The 14,883-nt window shown below is 65.4% G+C and carries 21 protein-coding genes; 10 read left to right on the top strand and 11 right to left on the bottom strand.

The features are described from left to right. The first annotated feature begins 284 nt into the window (after window positions 1–284). Window positions 285–593, top strand: a complete 309-nt coding sequence (locus FGL98_RS23455) for an AbrB/MazE/SpoVT family DNA-binding domain-containing protein (RefSeq protein ID WP_146321068.1) — start codon at window positions 285–287, stop codon at window positions 591–593. Further along, entirely contained in the window at window positions 590–901 is a 312-nt protein-coding gene (locus tag FGL98_RS23450) for a hypothetical protein (protein ID WP_146321066.1), read from the top strand. Before FGL98_RS23455 ends, FGL98_RS23450 begins: the two co-directional genes overlap by 4 nt. A gap of 23 nt (window positions 902–924) precedes the next feature. On the opposite strand, the gene FGL98_RS23445 is transcribed toward FGL98_RS23450, so the two are convergent. The 4 genes from FGL98_RS23445 to FGL98_RS23430 form a co-directional block, all read right to left on the bottom strand. Beyond that, window positions 925–1,491, bottom strand: coding sequence for a GNAT family N-acetyltransferase (locus FGL98_RS23445; protein ID WP_222432378.1), 567 nt, complete (start codon window positions 1,489–1,491; stop codon window positions 925–927). A 251-nt stretch (window positions 1,492–1,742) separates the two neighbouring features. Then, entirely contained in the window at window positions 1,743–1,937 is a 195-nt protein-coding gene (locus FGL98_RS23440; RefSeq protein WP_425461022.1) for a helix-turn-helix domain-containing protein, read from the bottom strand. An 83-nt stretch (window positions 1,938–2,020) separates the two neighbouring features. Continuing rightward, window positions 2,021–2,782, bottom strand: coding sequence for a hypothetical protein (locus tag FGL98_RS23435; protein WP_146321062.1), 762 nt, complete (start codon window positions 2,780–2,782; stop codon window positions 2,021–2,023). Window positions 2,783–2,908: 126 nt separating this feature from the next. After that, a complete protein-coding gene (locus tag FGL98_RS23430) occupies window positions 2,909–3,505 on the bottom strand; it encodes a hypothetical protein (protein WP_222432377.1) in 597 nt (198 codons plus the stop codon). A 391-nt stretch (window positions 3,506–3,896) separates the two neighbouring features. On the opposite strand from FGL98_RS23430, the gene FGL98_RS23425 reads away from it, so the two are divergent. The 3 genes from FGL98_RS23425 to FGL98_RS23415 all read left to right on the top strand — a co-directional run bounded on the left by FGL98_RS23425 (window position 3,897) and on the right by FGL98_RS23415 (window position 5,471). Further along, window positions 3,897–4,310: a hypothetical protein gene (locus FGL98_RS23425; protein WP_146321058.1), complete on the top strand. Its 414-nt coding sequence runs from the start codon at window positions 3,897–3,899 to the stop codon at window positions 4,308–4,310. Beyond that, on the top strand, window positions 4,297–4,812 hold the full coding sequence (locus FGL98_RS23420; RefSeq protein WP_186526353.1) for an RNA polymerase sigma factor: 516 nt from the start codon (window positions 4,297–4,299) through the stop codon (window positions 4,810–4,812). The genes FGL98_RS23425 and FGL98_RS23420 overlap by 14 nt, the downstream gene beginning before the upstream one ends. Window positions 4,813–4,946: 134 nt before the next feature. Continuing rightward, window positions 4,947–5,471 carry a GNAT family N-acetyltransferase gene (locus FGL98_RS23415; protein WP_146321054.1) on the top strand — a complete coding sequence of 175 codons (525 nt, stop codon included), beginning with the start codon at window positions 4,947–4,949 and terminating at the stop codon, window positions 5,469–5,471. Between the two features lie 62 nt (window positions 5,472–5,533). On the opposite strand, the gene FGL98_RS23410 is transcribed toward FGL98_RS23415, so the two are convergent. Further along, window positions 5,534–5,854: a nucleoside triphosphate pyrophosphohydrolase family protein gene (locus FGL98_RS23410; protein ID WP_146321052.1), complete on the bottom strand. Its 321-nt coding sequence runs from the start codon at window positions 5,852–5,854 to the stop codon at window positions 5,534–5,536. 145 nt (window positions 5,855–5,999) lie between these two features. Further along, entirely contained in the window at window positions 6,000–6,275 is a 276-nt protein-coding gene (locus tag FGL98_RS23405; RefSeq protein WP_146321050.1) for a hypothetical protein, read from the bottom strand. 293 nt (window positions 6,276–6,568) lie between these two features. Here FGL98_RS23405 and FGL98_RS23400 point away from each other — a divergent pair, with 293 nt between their 5' ends. The 4 genes from FGL98_RS23400 (at window position 6,569) to FGL98_RS23385 (ending at window position 8,572) form a co-directional block, all read left to right on the top strand. Further along, entirely contained in the window at window positions 6,569–6,781 is a 213-nt protein-coding gene (locus FGL98_RS23400) for a hypothetical protein (RefSeq protein WP_146321048.1), read from the top strand. 33 nt (window positions 6,782–6,814) lie between these two features. After that, window positions 6,815–7,198: a type II toxin-antitoxin system death-on-curing family toxin gene (locus tag FGL98_RS23395; RefSeq protein WP_186526352.1), complete on the top strand. Its 384-nt coding sequence runs from the start codon at window positions 6,815–6,817 to the stop codon at window positions 7,196–7,198. A gap of 219 nt (window positions 7,199–7,417) precedes the next feature. Next, the gene (locus FGL98_RS23390; RefSeq protein WP_222432376.1) at window positions 7,418–7,906 is read left to right on the top strand and encodes a DapH/DapD/GlmU-related protein; all 489 of its coding nucleotides are present in this window, start codon (window positions 7,418–7,420) and stop codon (window positions 7,904–7,906) included. A gap of 201 nt (window positions 7,907–8,107) precedes the next feature. After that, window positions 8,108–8,572 (top strand): GNAT family N-acetyltransferase, encoded by a 465-nt coding sequence (locus tag FGL98_RS23385; RefSeq protein WP_222432375.1) that lies wholly within the window; start codon window positions 8,108–8,110, stop codon window positions 8,570–8,572. A 31-nt stretch (window positions 8,573–8,603) separates the two neighbouring features. On the opposite strand, the gene FGL98_RS23380 is transcribed toward FGL98_RS23385, so the two are convergent. The 5 genes from FGL98_RS23380 to FGL98_RS23360 form a co-directional block, all read right to left on the bottom strand. Continuing rightward, entirely contained in the window at window positions 8,604–8,927 is a 324-nt protein-coding gene (locus FGL98_RS23380; RefSeq protein WP_146321042.1) for a HepT-like ribonuclease domain-containing protein, read from the bottom strand. Beyond that, a complete protein-coding gene (locus FGL98_RS23375) occupies window positions 8,924–9,394 on the bottom strand; it encodes a nucleotidyltransferase domain-containing protein (RefSeq protein WP_146321040.1) in 471 nt (156 codons plus the stop codon). The genes FGL98_RS23380 and FGL98_RS23375 overlap by 4 nt, the downstream gene beginning before the upstream one ends. Before the next feature lie 162 nt (window positions 9,395–9,556). Continuing rightward, window positions 9,557–9,652, bottom strand: coding sequence for a helix-turn-helix domain-containing protein (locus FGL98_RS27295; protein WP_425461021.1), 96 nt, complete (start codon window positions 9,650–9,652; stop codon window positions 9,557–9,559). A 386-nt stretch (window positions 9,653–10,038) separates the two neighbouring features. After that, window positions 10,039–11,289, bottom strand: coding sequence for an MFS transporter (locus tag FGL98_RS23365; protein WP_146321035.1), 1,251 nt, complete (start codon window positions 11,287–11,289; stop codon window positions 10,039–10,041). Between the two features lies 1 nt (window position 11,290). Next, complete coding sequence (locus tag FGL98_RS23360; RefSeq protein ID WP_186526350.1) at window positions 11,291–12,184, bottom strand: tyrosine-type recombinase/integrase; 894 nt, start codon at window positions 12,182–12,184, stop codon at window positions 11,291–11,293. 456 nt (window positions 12,185–12,640) lie between these two features. Here FGL98_RS23360 and FGL98_RS23355 point away from each other — a divergent pair. Next, window positions 12,641–14,883 (top strand): Tn3 family transposase (locus tag FGL98_RS23355; protein WP_222432374.1); only part of this gene is annotated, 2,243 nt, incomplete at its 3' end.

Raw genomic sequence — 14,883 nt, 5'->3', positions numbered from 1 at the left:
GCGCGATCACCTCGGCCACGTGCCCGATGCTGACCTGGTCCGGCTCGACCGCGCTCTTCTGGTCTTCCTCGGGCTTGCCGACTGAACCAGCTTGACCAGTCCGGTGCGACCGCAAGCGGATCGCCTTGTGGCATGCCCCGCATCCCAGTCTTGCGGGACGTGGCCGAAGGTTGGATGCGCACAATCTCCAAACTCCAGCGGCTTCGGCCAGGCCATCGTCGATCTGGACACCGTGCCGTTTTGCAGTTCTGCTGTTTTACCGCCGTTAGCGTTAGAGTGTAGTCATGAGCGCATCCATCAAGCACCGCTACCTCAGCGTCCAGGGCCGCGGCACGATTGCGCTGCCCGCCGACGTCCGTCGCCGGCTGCACCTGGATGAACAGGGCGCGCAGTTGGAGATGACCGAGCGCGCTGATGGTGTCATCGAATTGCGGGCCGCGCTGCCGGTACCGGCCGAGCAGCGCTGGTTCTGGACCGAGCGCTGGCAGGAACGAGAGCGCGAGGTCGACGAGCACGTTGACGCCGGCCGTGTGACGGTCCACGACTCGACCGAAGACTTCCTGGACCACCTCAACGAGCTTGACTCCGAGTGAAGTTCGAAACCACACCAGCGTTCGATAGTGACTACCGACGGCTCAAGCGCGAGCACGCGGACGCTTTCAAGACCATCGTGCGCGAGAAGTTCGCGCCCGCGTGTGACGCCTACGCCAAGGACCCAACCACCCCATGGCCTGCTGCGTTGCGGGTCAAGTCGGTGCGATCAGCTCCCGGGGTCCTGGAAATGACCTGGTCGTTCGCCAGCCCGGACGGACGCGCGACTTTCGAACTGGTCACTGTTGATGGCGAGTTGCGATGCCGGTGGCGACGGGTCGGCGACCACGACGTCTTCAAGAGCCCGTAGATCCCGAGTCGATAGACGATCGGTCAGCGGGAGCGACACCATTCGCCTCGGGTGATCTCGTAGATGACTTCTCCGTGCTCGCTGCCAGGAAGTGGATCGTCCCACTCGCGGTGGTCGGTTCGAACGTGACGCATCCCGAGCTTGACCATCACCTGCCGGCTCGGCTGATTGACCGCCATCGTTTCCGCCCGAACCTTGCTCAACCCGACCATCGCGAAGCCATGCTCGAGTATTCTCGTGGCCCCCTCGCTGGCGTATCCCTGTCGCCAGTGTCGGCGTGCCAGCCTCCATCCCGCTTCGGCTTGCAACGGCTGCTCAAGTACTGGCTTGCCGGGTGAGAGGTCCCACCAACCAAGGAAACCACCATCGTCGAGACGCCGCCCGATCCACCAGCCCAGTCCCACTGCGTCGGCGGCGGTGTCCGCACAGATCGGTCCCCAGAACTCGTGGACCTCCGACGCATCACGCGCTCGGCCCAAGATGTAACGCAGCACGTGGGGGTCGGCGTCCAGCTCGACCAGGAACGGCAGATGCTCCGTGGTCATCGGCTCCAGTCGGATACGGGAGGTCATCAGGCAGGGGCGGCTCACACGATCATCCTGTCAGCCCAGTTCGTCGCAGCGGTGCGAAGCGGCTCGCCTGCCGCACTCATGCTGGCCCACCGCCATGCCGTAAGACGATCGTCTTGTGGCATGCTCCGCATGCCTTGCGGACACGGTCAGATCGCGTGCACCGTATGGAAGACCCTTGCGGGACGGATCGCTCCGTCCGCTGCTCGGCTTCCCAGATCCTCGGATCGTCGCCGGTGGTGGTTCCTCCTACGGGGAGCGTCTGGAGGTGGCTACAAAGTGCAGCGTGATGCTGGGGGACGCGTAGTTGAGGGGGTGAGGGTGAGAAGGTCGCCGGGTTGGCAGTTCAGGGCGTCGCAGACCGCGGTGAGCGTAGTGAATCTGATGGCCCGTGCGTGTCCGTTTTTCAGGACGGACAGGTTCGCCATCGTGATGCCGGTCCGGGCGGAAAGCTCGGTGAGGGTCATGGCCCTTGCCGTCAGCAGATCGTCCAGGTGGACCTCGATGGCATGATCAATCAGCTCTACGGGCTCGGGATGGGGTTCCTTCCTCATATCGTGGCCTCGATTTCCTCCCGCATCGGCACGGTGCGCTGCATGACTCGTCCGATCGAGATCACGCCGAAACCAGCGATCACGATGGGCCAGCTCCAGCTCATATTCGCCAGGACACCGGAGGTGAGGCTGTATCCGGTGGCCAAGTGGGAGACCGCGATCGCACGTAGCACTCCGCCGGTCAAGTTGACGATGGCCCAGCCGCCGAGGATGTACCAGCCCAGGTGTGTCGTGGCGCGCGCCACGTCGTGGGTGAAAAGTCCGCGCTGACGCGCCTGGCGGATCACTCGCAACGTCAACCACAGGAAGCCGAGGGACCACAGCAAGTCGATCAATACGGGCACGCTGAAGAGGGTCCGGTCAGTGCCGGACAGGTGATCGACGCAGATCGTGTAGGTGTGAGGTGCGCCGAGGTATACACCAGATTTGAGTCCCTGAACCGATGTTCCACCGATAGGGCCAGCGTTGCCTGACGTGCCGACCTGAAGGCCATTCTGCGGGACCTGCAGACACGGGTGCGGGTCACCCCACACGCCTAGCGTCATGCTCGGGTGGCCCCCATCGAAAACCGACACGACCGAGGCAATTGCTACGAAAAGCAGTACCACACAGAAAAGGCGCAACGCGAGGGTGACGATGAAGTCGATCGGCCCGAGCGGATCCTTCGTCTTACCGGTTGTAGACATGTGACCTTCTCGTTTATCGATGTTATCGCTTAACGATAATGTCTCGATATTCGATACGTCAACGATCTCCACGCGTAGTCCTCAGATTTCTCCATGGACGCTCGCACATCGACGCGTGGTTCACCCCCGAGGGTGTTCAATGGCGCAGGAACTGGCCCTCGCTCACCGGGCAGCGATGGTCATCCGGGGCGCCCCCGGTTATTGCGTCCAGCGGGTCAGGGCCGGTGCGCTGCCGATCAGGCAGTCGAGCGGGATGGGAAATCCGGCTAGGGCGTAGGCGGTCAGCCGTAGGTGGCCTTCCAAACAGACGAGATCCTCGTCATGTGGGCCGGCCAGGATGAGGGGAGGGAACCGATCACCCCTCTTGACCGCCTCGGCAGCGGCGAGGAATCGGTCGTTCGAGACGCCGAACACCCTCACGCCCTTCTCGATACGCCGGGCCGCGTCGACCGACAGGCGGCTGCCGTCAGACAGCTCATTCCAATAGGAGTACTCGATGTACCGCACTCGTGCGAGCTCCGCGGGCATCAGCTGCGCCCATACCCATCGGACGTCATCGGGGAAGTGCTCAAACATCTCTCGATCCTGGCCATATCCGCGCGTGGCAGCGAGCACTGCTCGCCGCGCACGGTTGCCGTTCTCGTCGCCCAGATCGGGTCGCGTCAGCACGTCCTCGGGTAGATGACGCGCTGCCAGTTCCGCGCGGATTGCCTCACCGAACCGTTCGCTGGTCAGTTCCCCTGCGAGGTAATAGGCAACCATCTCGTCATCGCTGCTCTCGCGGATGACTTTCACGCACTCAGTTTCCATAGACCTCTACTCCGCGAGAGATCGGCCTCACGAGCCACATATGGATCGGTCTGCGGGACGTGCTGGGGACCGGGCGGGGAGAAAAGGGCTTGCGGATCGAATATGTTGCTCCGGATGCAACGTTCGCGTGGTTGCCGGCCATGTACGGGGTGAAACGTTCACCACACTGAAGGGGTCCGTCATCCTCGACGAGGAACTTGACGCCCGGCTACTGGCGTCGCGACCGGCCGTATCGGATGAGGCAGCCACTACCGCGGCGAACCTTGCTTCCCAGATCACGGCTGGACGCGCAGGTACTCGGCGCGGTCGGCAGTGGCGGAAGACAATCGTCCTCCCGGTCGCGGCGGGTGTGCTGGTTTTGACCGGGGCTGGCACCGTGACCGCATATCAACTCAGCGTCCCACCATTCCAGAGCCTCGAGCCCGGGTTGCAGCGCACCTCACACGGTGTGCCGTTCACGTACCGCACGGACTCGGGCACGCTCGTCGTGTGCGAGGCGTTCGTGGAGTTCAGCGGCGTGACCGGACGTCAGCGGCGGCAGATCAACGCCATGGTGACCGACACCAGCTGGGCCGGCTACGGGCAGCGGACGTACAACGCGCTGCCCGCCAAGAAGCGCGCAGTCCAGGACGGGCCAGGCCCTACGGGAGACGCCATCCTGAACGACCTCGAGCAGCGCGCGCTTCGCGCCGCACCCGGCACCAAGCTCCGCGCGGCCCAGGGGCCGATGGTTACCGGAGGGGCCATCAGCTGCAACTATCCGAATGGTGCACCGCGTGACGGCCGCTGAGGACCGCCTGCAGCGCCTCGCCACCGACTTGGCCCCGCAACTGCTCAACTACCTTGTCCGCCGCGTCGACCCCGTCGAGGATGCCGCAGACCTGCTCAGCGAGACACTTCTGGTCATGTGCCGGCGCACCCGAGCGCTGCCGAGCGATGACCACGAAGCCCGACTGTGGGCGTTCGGAGTCGCACGTCGCGTGCTCGCAACGCATCGACGCGGAGCCGCGCGACGCGCGGCACTGGTGGACCGGTTGCGAGACGATCTGCAAAACGCGGTGGATGAGCCCGCCACTGGCCAGGAAGCCATGCTTCTTGAAGCGGTTGGTGCGCTCGACCCGCTGGACCAGGAGATCATCCGACTCATCCACTGGGACGGGTTCTCCCAAGTCGAGGTCGCACGGATCCTTCACCGGCGCCCCGGGACCATCCGAAGCCGATATGCGAGAGCACGGGAAACGCTCAAGGCTCAGCTCCACGATCGACCCAAGAAGACCCCTGCGGGTCGCTGATGACCTGTTTCGTCACCAGTCAGCGATCCCTGACCGGTCGCAGAAGGTGCGATCGTGTAGCACCGGGAGCGGACTTGATGCCCGGCCTTGTCCTGTAGTGGAGGCGGTGCAAACTGCGCGCCTACCATCGTTCCGTGCGACCCATTCTTCGATCATTCGAGGCTGCCGACGCGGCGGCCGTGCTAGATGCGTTCGCTGATCCGGAGATGGCGCGCCAGGGCGATGTTGCTGATCTCGAGCAGGCTGCGGCGTGGATCTGTGCGATGACCGAGGGCGGGCTGGATCGCCATGTCTTCGCTATCGACCTTGATGGCACTGCTGTCGGTGCAGTCGGTGTCACGGCGATCGACCGGGAGAATCGCGTTGGCTGGTTCTGGTACTGGTTGCACCGTGCGCATCGTGGCTGCGGGACCGCGTCCCGAGCGGCGGCGACCGTGTCGAATTGGGCGCTGAGCGTCGGCGGGCTCGAGAGATTGGAACTGGGACATCGGGTTAACAATCCGGCTTCAGGAGTGGTAGCTGAGGCGGCTGGCTTCGTGCGGGAGGGCGTCGAACGCGGCAAGTTTCTGATCGCCGGAGTCAGAGTGGACGTGCTCACCTACGGCCGGCTGATCACAGATCCGGTCCCGCTGACGGAAACTTTCAAATTGCGAGAATGACCGTCCCGCAAGCCGATCGCTGAACGGGCAGACCGTTCAGCGTTATCCGGTGGTGAACGGTGCTACGTCTCGCTGGGCTTGTCTTGCTCGTCCAACCATCTGTTGATGTCCGCCATCGTCGAGTTGAAAGCCTGCGCAAGGTCGACGCCGTAGCAGTCAGCCAACGTCAATACTGACCAGAAGCAGTCGGCCAGTTCGTGTGCGACCTTTGCGTCCAAGTCGGATGCAGCCCGGACACCGCTCTTGCCCTGAACCAGCTTCGACAAGTCACCAACGTCTCCAACAAACCCGAGCATGACTTCCGCCGGCGTCCACGACCGGCCATACCGATCCTGCTCGAACCTCGCGAACCGCCCTCGGACCTGACGCGCCAGCGCCTGCATCTCGTGGAACTCCATGGGAACCAATCTTCGCAGCTCGCGTCTCCGCCAGCTCCCGGAAGCGATGCCGTCCCCCGCGGACCCATTGCGGAGACTCACACGGGAGCGTCTCTGACGGTGGCATGAAAAGTCGACTTCCTGGGAGTGGTCAGTCGGTCTCTTGGAACGTCTCTCGCGCCGATTCAAGCTCCCGGATGGCCGCTGCGATCGTCTCAAAAGTGCGGTGTCCCGGTGGATTTTGAATGCGGACCTCGGCTTGGCCGGGCTGCAACGACGCGAACAGCACTTGCACCGTGCCTGCCGGTGGCTGGTCGAGGTGCTCCTCGTGGATCTTCTCGGCGAGATTCAACTGATCGACGGTGAGATGGCTGTTGTCTCCCATAGGCGAGTACGCAAACCACTCGCCGCGTTCGGAGTCACTCATGCCCTCACCATACGGTCGTCCGCGATCGAATCGCCGCTCCTGCCGCTCGCTCCCTGCCAGGGCATCGAGATCTGAGATCAACCTCCGATCTCGTGTCGGAAGCCCCTCCATCACCGCAACGGGAACCGTCACCGGCGACGACCCGAGGATCTGCCAAGCCGAGTAGCGCACGAAGTGATCCGTCCCGCAGGGGTCCTCTATACGGCACACCTGCCTCGCCAACCGCGTCCGTAGGACGATCGTCTACCGGCGGTGGCAGCAGTGACACCATGATGTCGCGGTACTATGAGTTCATGACTAGGCAGACGACGGTGCGAATCCCGGAGGAACTCGCCGATCAGGCGGAGGCCGTGGCGCGCGTGCGCGGCACCAGCGTGAACGCGCTGATCGTGGAATCCCTGGCCAGCGAGGTCGAACGTGTCCGCGGCGACAAGGACTTCACGAGTCGGGCCCGCAAGTTGCTCGAGCGCGATAAGGAGCTGCTGGACCGGCTCGCGGCCCAGTGACCAGGTATCTCAGTCTGGCCGAGTATCTCTGGCTTGCTGAGCAGGTCACCGGCAATCCGGCCGCGGACCTGGCGAAGGCGGGCCGAATCGATCTGGCCGAGTCGGCATTACACGCCCGAAGCCGGGTTCGCAGGAGAAGAGTTCTACACCAGGCTGGTCGACAAGGCGGCCGTGCTCGTCTGTCACCTGGCGTGGAACCACCCACTGCCCGATGGCAACAAGCGAGCGGCCTGGGCGGCGCTGGTCCTGTTTCTCGACCTCAACGGCGTCGCGTGGAGTCCCGATCCACCGGAGGTAGACGATGCCGAGCAAGCCATGCTCGCGATCGCTGCACACGAGGTTGATGAGGCATGGGCCGCAGACTGGCTGAGCATGCACGCACACTTCCCCGAACACCGGACATCCCAAAATCACTGACGATTGGCGACTTCCCGCTGTCCGGTCAGCGATCGTCTTACGGGGCGCCGGCCGATCGGGTGGTTGACGCACTCCCAGGTTGATCACCGCATGTGCTCGGACGACGGTATGAAGGGGATTGTCGGCGGGTCGTGTGATGATTCCATCGTGTTACGTGAGCGCCGCATACCAACTCGGTCAGACGAGTGGCAACAGCTGTATCGGCAGGTCCAGATCGCAATGGATTTGACGTCACGGCTGAACGTCCTGCCGTTCGGCGACGTTGACGCGCGCCAAGCACTGCTCGAGGAGCTGTTCGGTGCCGCGGCTCCCGGAACGGCCTTCGTCCATCCCCCGTTCTACTGCACCTCGGGTGTCGGGACGCGGCTGGGGGAAGGATCGTCCGTCGGCCAAGCATGCTCGTTCCTCGATCTGGGAGGCATCACAATCGGTGAGCGCACGATGATTTCGCCCAAGGTCACTCTGATCACCGAGGGTCATCCCATAGAGCCCGTCGACCGATACGCGTTCATCACCGTCGCTCCGATCGTCATTGAAGCTCGGGTCTGGATCGGAGCTGCAGCCACGATTCTGCCGGGAGTGACCGTCGGGCACGACTCGGTGGTCGGTGCCGGTGCCGTGATCACGAAAGACGTTCCTCCTCTCACGGTGATGACCGGGCCCGGGCACACCGTTCGACGACACCTAGAACCGTTATCGAATTTATAGGCGCGAGGCGCGTCGGCGCTCAACGGCTGATGGTCCAGTCATACCCGCGAGGACAAGCGCGCGTTCCCGATGAGCGATCCCCAGCTTACGGAACGATCAGGATCGGCTTCGTCGGACTCCGCGGCCGCTCTTTCACGTTGCAGCAGGTGAGCGGAAGGCCGAAGCAGAGCCAACGCGCGCCGTCCAGGGGGAGGACCTGTCATGCTGCCGATCGTGATTGTCGACGCCGTCAGCGTTCGTGACGTCGTGCCGCTCATTGAGGCCCTGACCGCCGAGTTGGCCAGCAGCGGGTACGACGAGAGCGAGATGTTCGGCTACTCCGTGGAGAAGCTCGAGCAGGGCGGCGTGCATCTGATCGGCGCATCGGTCGACGGAATCGTGGTCGGCATCGGTGGTCTGGAACTTGCCGACGACGGCACCGCGGAACTCAAACGGTTCTACGTCGATCCCACGCACCGCAGAACCGGGGCCGCGTCGGCCATTATCACCGCGCTGCTCTCCTACGCCGCCACCGCGGGTGCTCGCCTCGTCCGCCTCGAGACCGGGCTCGAACAACACGCAGCGATCCGGTTCTACACCCGGCACGGGTTCGAACACATTGAGCCGTTCGGTCCCTACCTCGCCAGCGCGTCGTCGGTCTGCATGGCCCGCCGGCTGTGCGAATGAGTGATCCTGTTGTGGGACGCGGGCGCCGCGGTCAGACGCCGGAGAGTTCGCGTTTGACCGCCCGAACGATGTCTGGCAGGTCGGTCTCGATCGTCTGCTGCACGATGTCGGAGTCGACCATCAGGTACCCATGAGCGATGCGGTTGCGCATCCCCCACATGAACTGCCAGTTGCCGCCGAACAGTCGTGACCGCGCGTTCGGGTCGAGTCTGGCCAGTACCTCGATCCCGGCCGACAGTCTCATGCAGATGGCGTCGATGACCAGCTGGTCCAGGTCGTCGACGCCGGCGTACGAACTGGCCAACTCCAGGTGGACGAGTGCCTCGCTCAACAGCTCTGGTGTCGATCGACTCACAATTCCACCGCTTCAGACGTGACCCGCTCCTTGAGGTCGGGCCGAAGCGCCGACTCGGGCACCAGGTCGACCTTCGCGTCCAGCAGATCCGCGAGTCGCTGCTCCAGCCGACCCAACTGCATCAAGCTGAATGGCTGCTTCATCACGAATAGCAGGTCGATGTCGGAATCTGGCCGATCCTGGCCTGTCGCGACCGAACCGAAGACCCGTACCCGGGTCCCACCGGCTTCGGCTATGAGATGTCGGATCTGTTCGGCGTTTCGTCGCAGGTTGCGGGCCAACGGTGATGTGCCGTGGAACCGCAACAGTCGCGATACCTCGGGCTGGCTCCGGCCGATGTTCCGGGCGATCTCGGTCTGGGTCATGCCTTGCGCTGCCGCCTTCCGCACCGCGCGGACGAACTCGGCACGAGCCTGTGCCGTGACCTCATCGGTGTGACGGGCTACCTCCGCCAGACTTGCTGTCATAAAGCCATTATAGCAAGTGCTATACGATGCCGTCCGGATGAAGTGACCGCTCACTCCAGACTCCGCTTGACGAACCTGATCCGCCCGGCGGGCCTTGAGCCCGAGGGCCCGGGTGCCATCATCGTAGGACGATCGGCGTTGCGGGCACTGGTCCTCCAACGGCTACGACGCGAGCATCTTCTGGATCGCTTGCCGAGAGACACCAAGTTCTCGGGCGAGGTCGGATTGTGAGAAGCCGACCTGGACAAGGCTCTGCATGATCTGCCGCCGTTCGGCCGAAAACTGCCGAGCGATCCGCGTGTGCTCGATGGCTTGGGCGCGGACTTCCCTTAATCGCTCGAGCGTTGCTTCGTGGTTCGTCGCATCAGGTTTGTTCACATACCCATCATGACAACCATCGTTGACAGTGTCAACCCTAGTTGTCATAAGCCGTTGACCGATCGGCATGTGGCACCGGGGCCGGTGGCTGGCGTTGGGTATGGGCCGCACTTGCTCAACGTCGACCGGCACGTCGGGTCAAGGACACGGTGAATGCCGACCAGTGGTGTGGCGGTCAATCCCAAGAACCATCGCGATCGTGCTGCCTGGTGATGGCGTCGCGGGAGGAGCACAGGCGAAAGATCAGATCATCTTGGCGGGTTGCGTCAGTTGGTCCTGGCGGTGACGGGGTGCTCGGCGGCGGTGTCGGAGCTGGCAAGGGGCCGCCCAATGGTCAGTCCCAGCCCCAGCAGGGAGAGCGCCGCGACGATAACGAACAGGGCTGCGCGCACGCCCACCCACGAGCCGAGCGCGCCTCCGATGACTGCGCCGAGCGGCATGGAGGCCGACATGAGCACGTCTGAGGTGGCAGAGACCCGGCCCAGAATTGCGGGTGAACTTGCTAGTTGACGCAGCGTCGCGAAGGCGACCGTCGAGATGGCGAGTCCGAAGGTGAGCACGAAGAGTCCGACGGCGAACAGGCTCACGGCCGGGCCGTGACCGGCGCAGGCCATCAAGAGGCCGAACGGCGCGGTCAGGCACAGCGATCCGGTGGCCGCCAAGCTATATCCGAACCGGTCCGTGACGCCGCCTGCGACGAAGGCGCCTGCCAGCCCGCCTATCGAGCCCACAGCCAGAACGACGCCGATGGCATCGGCCGACAGGCCTATCTCACGCACCAGGAAGTAGATCTCGACTGCGCCCGCAGCCGTGAGCAGGAAATTGATGGCCGCGAGAGACAGGGTCACTGCTCGTAGGAGTCGCGCGCGCGCCAGGTAGGCGACGCCTTCGGCGATCGCCGACCACAGGGACGTGTCACCGCTGGTCCGGCTCGGCGCGGCCTCCTTTGTGTCGATGCGGGACACACACAGGCATGCCACCAGGAAGCTCACCGCGTCGGCGCCAACTGCGCGCGCGGCGCCGATCAACTGTACGAGGGCGCCGCCGAGCGCGGGGCCGCAGATGTTGGCGACCGAGCGGCTGCTTCGCAGCTTGGCGTTGGCCCGCGCCAAGTCTTCTTTGGGCACGACGTCGCGCAGGTAGGGGCTGTAGGCGGTGCGGAAGAACACCCCGAACAGTCCGCAGAGACCGGCGGAGGCGAGCAGGACTGGCATGGTCAGGTGCCCCCATTGCGCCACTGCAGGGACGATGGCCATCGCGATGGCTTGGCCCGCGGCGGCCCACATCATCGTGGCCCGCCGTCGGTGCCGGTCGACCCAGACGCCGGCCAGGAGGCCGACAAACAAGGCGGGCAGCCACTCGGCCGCGGTAAGGACCCCAACGCCGAACGGTGAGGCATCGAGTTGCTCGACCGCGACGAGAGGGATCGCGACCGTCGACACGGCGCTGCCGAGACCATTAACAGTCTGGCCCGCCCACAACAGGTTGAACGACCGGTTCCGCCACAGCGTGGCCATGTCAGGACCCGGACTTTCGCTGAGTGGGTGGCTGGGTGGCCTCCGCGGCGCTTCGGGCGGCCCGCCACGCGTCGAGCACTTCGTCGCTGTCCTGGGCGAGGAAGTGCCCGCTTGTGGTGCGCACGTTGCGCAGCCCCAGCCGCTGACCGATCACCCACACCGGTACCCCGCCAGCAGTCAGCTCGGCAAGGTGCGACCGTCTCAGGTCGCTCACGTGCGAGACCACCCCGGACTCGCGCACGTAGCGCCCCCACCGCTTGGCCATCGCCTGGTAGCTCACCGGCCGCTGCGGGTCCTTACCCGCGAAGAGCGCTCCGGGCCGTGCGCTCTGTGCCTCGCGCCAGTTGAGGAGGCGCAGGTGCACGTCGAGGTCGTCGACGTACACCTGGCGACGCACGCCGCCCCAGCCCGGCACGTCGAGGTGCCGTGCGGCCTGGTCGAGGTCTTCCATCCGGAGGTTGAGCGCTTCAGCGGGCCGCAGCCCCAGGTGCCGGATCAGCCCGAAATAGAGCTGGTCGCGGTCGGCCTGCCGAGGGATACACCGCCGCGCCGCGTCCGCGTCGCACTCCCGATGCGGGTCACCCGCGGCCCCACCGTCACCGCCGTACGCCGGTACATCGTCCGCGAGGCGGAGCAGCCCGACCTGGCCCGGTGTCCGCGCGTCGTACCAGCGCAGGAAGCTGGGCAGTGCGGCGATGTGCCGAGCCCGCGTCGCCGGTGTGAGCTCCTCCAGCGAGGCCAGGTAGCGGGTCAGCGCGTCGGCTGTCGGCCGGCGGCCCTTCAGTGATTGTCCGAGCCTGCGCAGGTCCGTCCGGTAGCCACGCACGGTGGTTGACCGACGCCCTCGACCGATGAGGTCAGCGACGTACTGATCAAGAAGTTGGTCGAAACTCATAGTTGTGACAATACTCATTGACACAACCATTACGGGCGCGACAGGACCAACCCGACACTCCCGGCCCATCTACCCCGAGAGACGTTCCGCAAGCCCAGCCACCACCGGGCGACGGATGAGGCTATCTCCGAGCGGACAGGGCCGATCATCGAGCACACCGGCCGACGTTCCGCAGAGGTGTTCTATATGGGACGGCCACGACGATGACGGCACACCGCAAGCCGATCGCCTTGTGGCATGCTCCGCATCGATCGATCGGCCTACGGCGACGTGTCCTGGGCTGTTCCGTATCGCGTCCGCTACCGGTGGCAGTCTGGTGCTGCGGTCAGGGTCAAGGAGGTCGGCGCCCGAAGTAGGCCCAGGACTCCCGAAGGTGGCCCGAGCCGCAAAGTAGCTGGACGGCCTGGGTGGGCTTGAACTGACCCGGGACGCGCGGGGGCCCGTACGTTCGTGGGCATGCGGATGGAGTGGTCGCCGGAGGAGCTGGTCGGGTCGTGGACGCTGGTTGAGGAGGACTGGCGGCTGGTCGGGAACAAGTCCGGCGCGACGCGGCTGGGCTTCGCGGCGTTGCTGAAGTTCTTCGAGCTTGCGGCTGCGTTCCCAGTCGGCTCGCTTGAGTTGCCACCGGCTGCGGTGGAGTACCTGAGCGAGCAGGTGCACGTCGACGCCGCTGAGCTGGCGAAGTACGAGTGGGCCGGTCGGACGATCGAGTACCACCGGGCACAGATACGGGAGGCGTTCGGGTTCCGTGAGTTCGCCCGCGCCGACGAGGAACCTGTGGTGGTGTGGTTGGCCGAGCAGGTCTGCCCGGTGGAGCAACGCGATCCACATCTGCGGGAGGCGTTGCTGGTTCGATGTCGCGAGCTGCGGATCGAGCCGCCCGGCCGCCCGGACCGGATCATCGGGACGGCTCGGGCAATGTTCGAGGCAGCGTTCTGCGAGCGGACGGTCGCCCGGCTGAGCCCGGCGAGTATCGAGGCGTTGGAGGCGCTGGTGGCTGCCGACCAGCGCCCGGGGCTGTTGGCGGAGCTGAAAGCTGATCCTGGACAGCTGGGTTTGGAGACGCTGCTGCGGGAGGTTGAGAAGCTGGCCGCGGTGCGCACGGTCGGGTTGTCGGCCGACCTGTTCGGTGACGCCTCCGAGCGGCTGGTAGCAGGATGGCGTTCTCGCGCGGCCCGCTCCTACCCTTCCGACCTGCGGGCGGCACCGGCGCCGGTGCGGCTGACCCTGCTGGCGTCGTTGTGCTGGACCCGGGCCGGTGAGATCACCGACGCACTGGTCGACCTGTTGTGCGCGCTGGTGCTGAAGATCAATACCAACGCGGACCGGCGGGTGGAGAAGCAGCTGACCGCGGACCTGCGCAAGGTCCGCGGGAAGGAGTCCCTGCTGTTCAAGCTCGCCGGTGCCGCGGTCGAGCACCCGGACGAGCTGGTCCGGACCGCGCTGTACCCGGTGGTGAGCGAGAAGACGCTGCGGGAGCTGGTCGCCGAGGCGAAGGCGAACGAGCACGCCTTCCAGGCCAAGGTCCGCACCGTGCTGCGCGGCTCGTACACCAGCCACTACCGTCGGATGCTGCCCGCGCTGCTGGACGCGCTGAAGTTCCGGTGCAACAACACCGCCTACCGGCCGATCATGGACGCGCTCTCGCTCCTGCACCGCTACCACGTCTCCGGCAGCAAGGCCCGGTTCTACGCGGCAGACGACACAGCCCCGATGGACGGGGTCGTCCCGGCCGCGTGGCGGGCCGCCGTCATCGACGAGCGGGGGCGGGTCGAGCGGGTCCCGTACGAGCTGTACGTGCTGGTCGGCCTGCGCGACGGGTTACGCCGCCGGGAGATCTACGTCACCGGCGCCCGCCGGTGGGGCAACCCCGAGGACGACCTGCCCGGCGACTTCGAAGACTCCCGGCAGGTGCACTACGCCGCGCTGCGGCAACCGACCGACCCGACCGCCTTCATCACCAGCCTTCAGGACCGGATGAGTGCGGCACTGGGCGGGCTGGACGCCGCCCTGCTGGACGGGACCGCCGGCGGCGTGCAGGTCACCACCCGCCGCGGTGAGCGGTGGATCAGCGTGCCCCGGCTGGACCCGCTGCCCGAACCGGTCAACCTTGCCGCGGTCAAGAACGAGGTGATCGCCCGGTGGGGCACCCTGGACCTGCTCGACGTGCTGAAGGAATCAGACTTCCTGACCGACTTCACCACCGAGTTCACCTCGGTGGCCACCCGGGAGGTGATCGACCGAGACACGCTGCGCCGGCGGCTCCTGCTGTGCCTGTTCGCGCTCGGCACCAACATGGGGCTGAAGGCGATCGCCGACACCGGCGAGCACGGCCAGACCGAGGCCGCGCTGCGGCACGTCCGCCGGCACTTCATCACCCGCGACAACCTGCACGCCGCGATCCGCAAAGTCGTCAACGCAACCTTCGAGGCCCGGGACCCGGCCTGGTGGGGCACAGGCACCGCCTGCGCGTCCGACTCGAAGAAGTTCGGGTCGTGGGGGTCGAACCTGATGACCCAGTGGCACCAACGCTACGGGGGGCCCGGGGTGATGATCTACTGGCACGTCGAACGCCGTGTCTGTGATCGACTACTTGTAGGCCGTTTCGGCGGGGTTTACCTGCCGAGTCAGTGGCTGGTTTCCTGCCAAAAGAGCGCTAAGAATCCGGCCAGTCCTGCCCGCTCCTTGTGCACGGGGTA

Origin of the sequence: Leekyejoonella antrihumi (assembly GCF_007845645.1) — a bacterium.
Classification (GTDB): domain Bacteria; phylum Actinomycetota; class Actinomycetes; order Actinomycetales; family Dermatophilaceae; genus Leekyejoonella; species Leekyejoonella antrihumi.
This window is presented reverse-complemented; position numbering and strand designations above follow the sequence as displayed.

Bases quoted from the DNA above. Each gene is read 5' to 3' on its own strand.
- FGL98_RS23455 (WP_146321068.1), top strand. From the start codon at position 285: ATGAGCGCATCCATCAAGCACCGCTACCTCAGCGTCCAGGGCCGCGGC.
- FGL98_RS23440 (WP_425461022.1), bottom strand. From the start codon at position 1,937: ATGACCCTCACCGAGCTTTCCGCCCGGACCGGCATCACGATGGCGAAC.
- FGL98_RS23410 (WP_146321052.1), bottom strand. From the start codon at position 5,854: ATGCAGGCGCTGGCGCGTCAGGTCCGAGGGCGGTTCGCGAGGTTCGAG.
- FGL98_RS23405 (WP_146321050.1), bottom strand. From the start codon at position 6,275: ATGAGTGACTCCGAACGCGGCGAGTGGTTTGCGTACTCGCCTATGGGA.
- FGL98_RS23400 (WP_146321048.1), top strand. From the start codon at position 6,569: ATGACTAGGCAGACGACGGTGCGAATCCCGGAGGAACTCGCCGATCAG.
- FGL98_RS23390 (WP_222432376.1), top strand. From the start codon at position 7,418: ATGGATTTGACGTCACGGCTGAACGTCCTGCCGTTCGGCGACGTTGAC.
- FGL98_RS23385 (WP_222432375.1), top strand. From the start codon at position 8,108: ATGCTGCCGATCGTGATTGTCGACGCCGTCAGCGTTCGTGACGTCGTG.
- FGL98_RS23375 (WP_146321040.1), bottom strand. From the start codon at position 9,394: ATGACAGCAAGTCTGGCGGAGGTAGCCCGTCACACCGATGAGGTCACG.
- FGL98_RS27295 (WP_425461021.1), bottom strand. From the start codon at position 9,652: ATGCAGAGCCTTGTCCAGGTCGGCTTCTCACAATCCGACCTCGCCCGA.
- FGL98_RS23365 (WP_146321035.1), bottom strand. From the start codon at position 11,289: ATGGCCACGCTGTGGCGGAACCGGTCGTTCAACCTGTTGTGGGCGGGC.
- FGL98_RS23360 (WP_186526350.1), bottom strand. From the start codon at position 12,184: ATGAGTTTCGACCAACTTCTTGATCAGTACGTCGCTGACCTCATCGGT.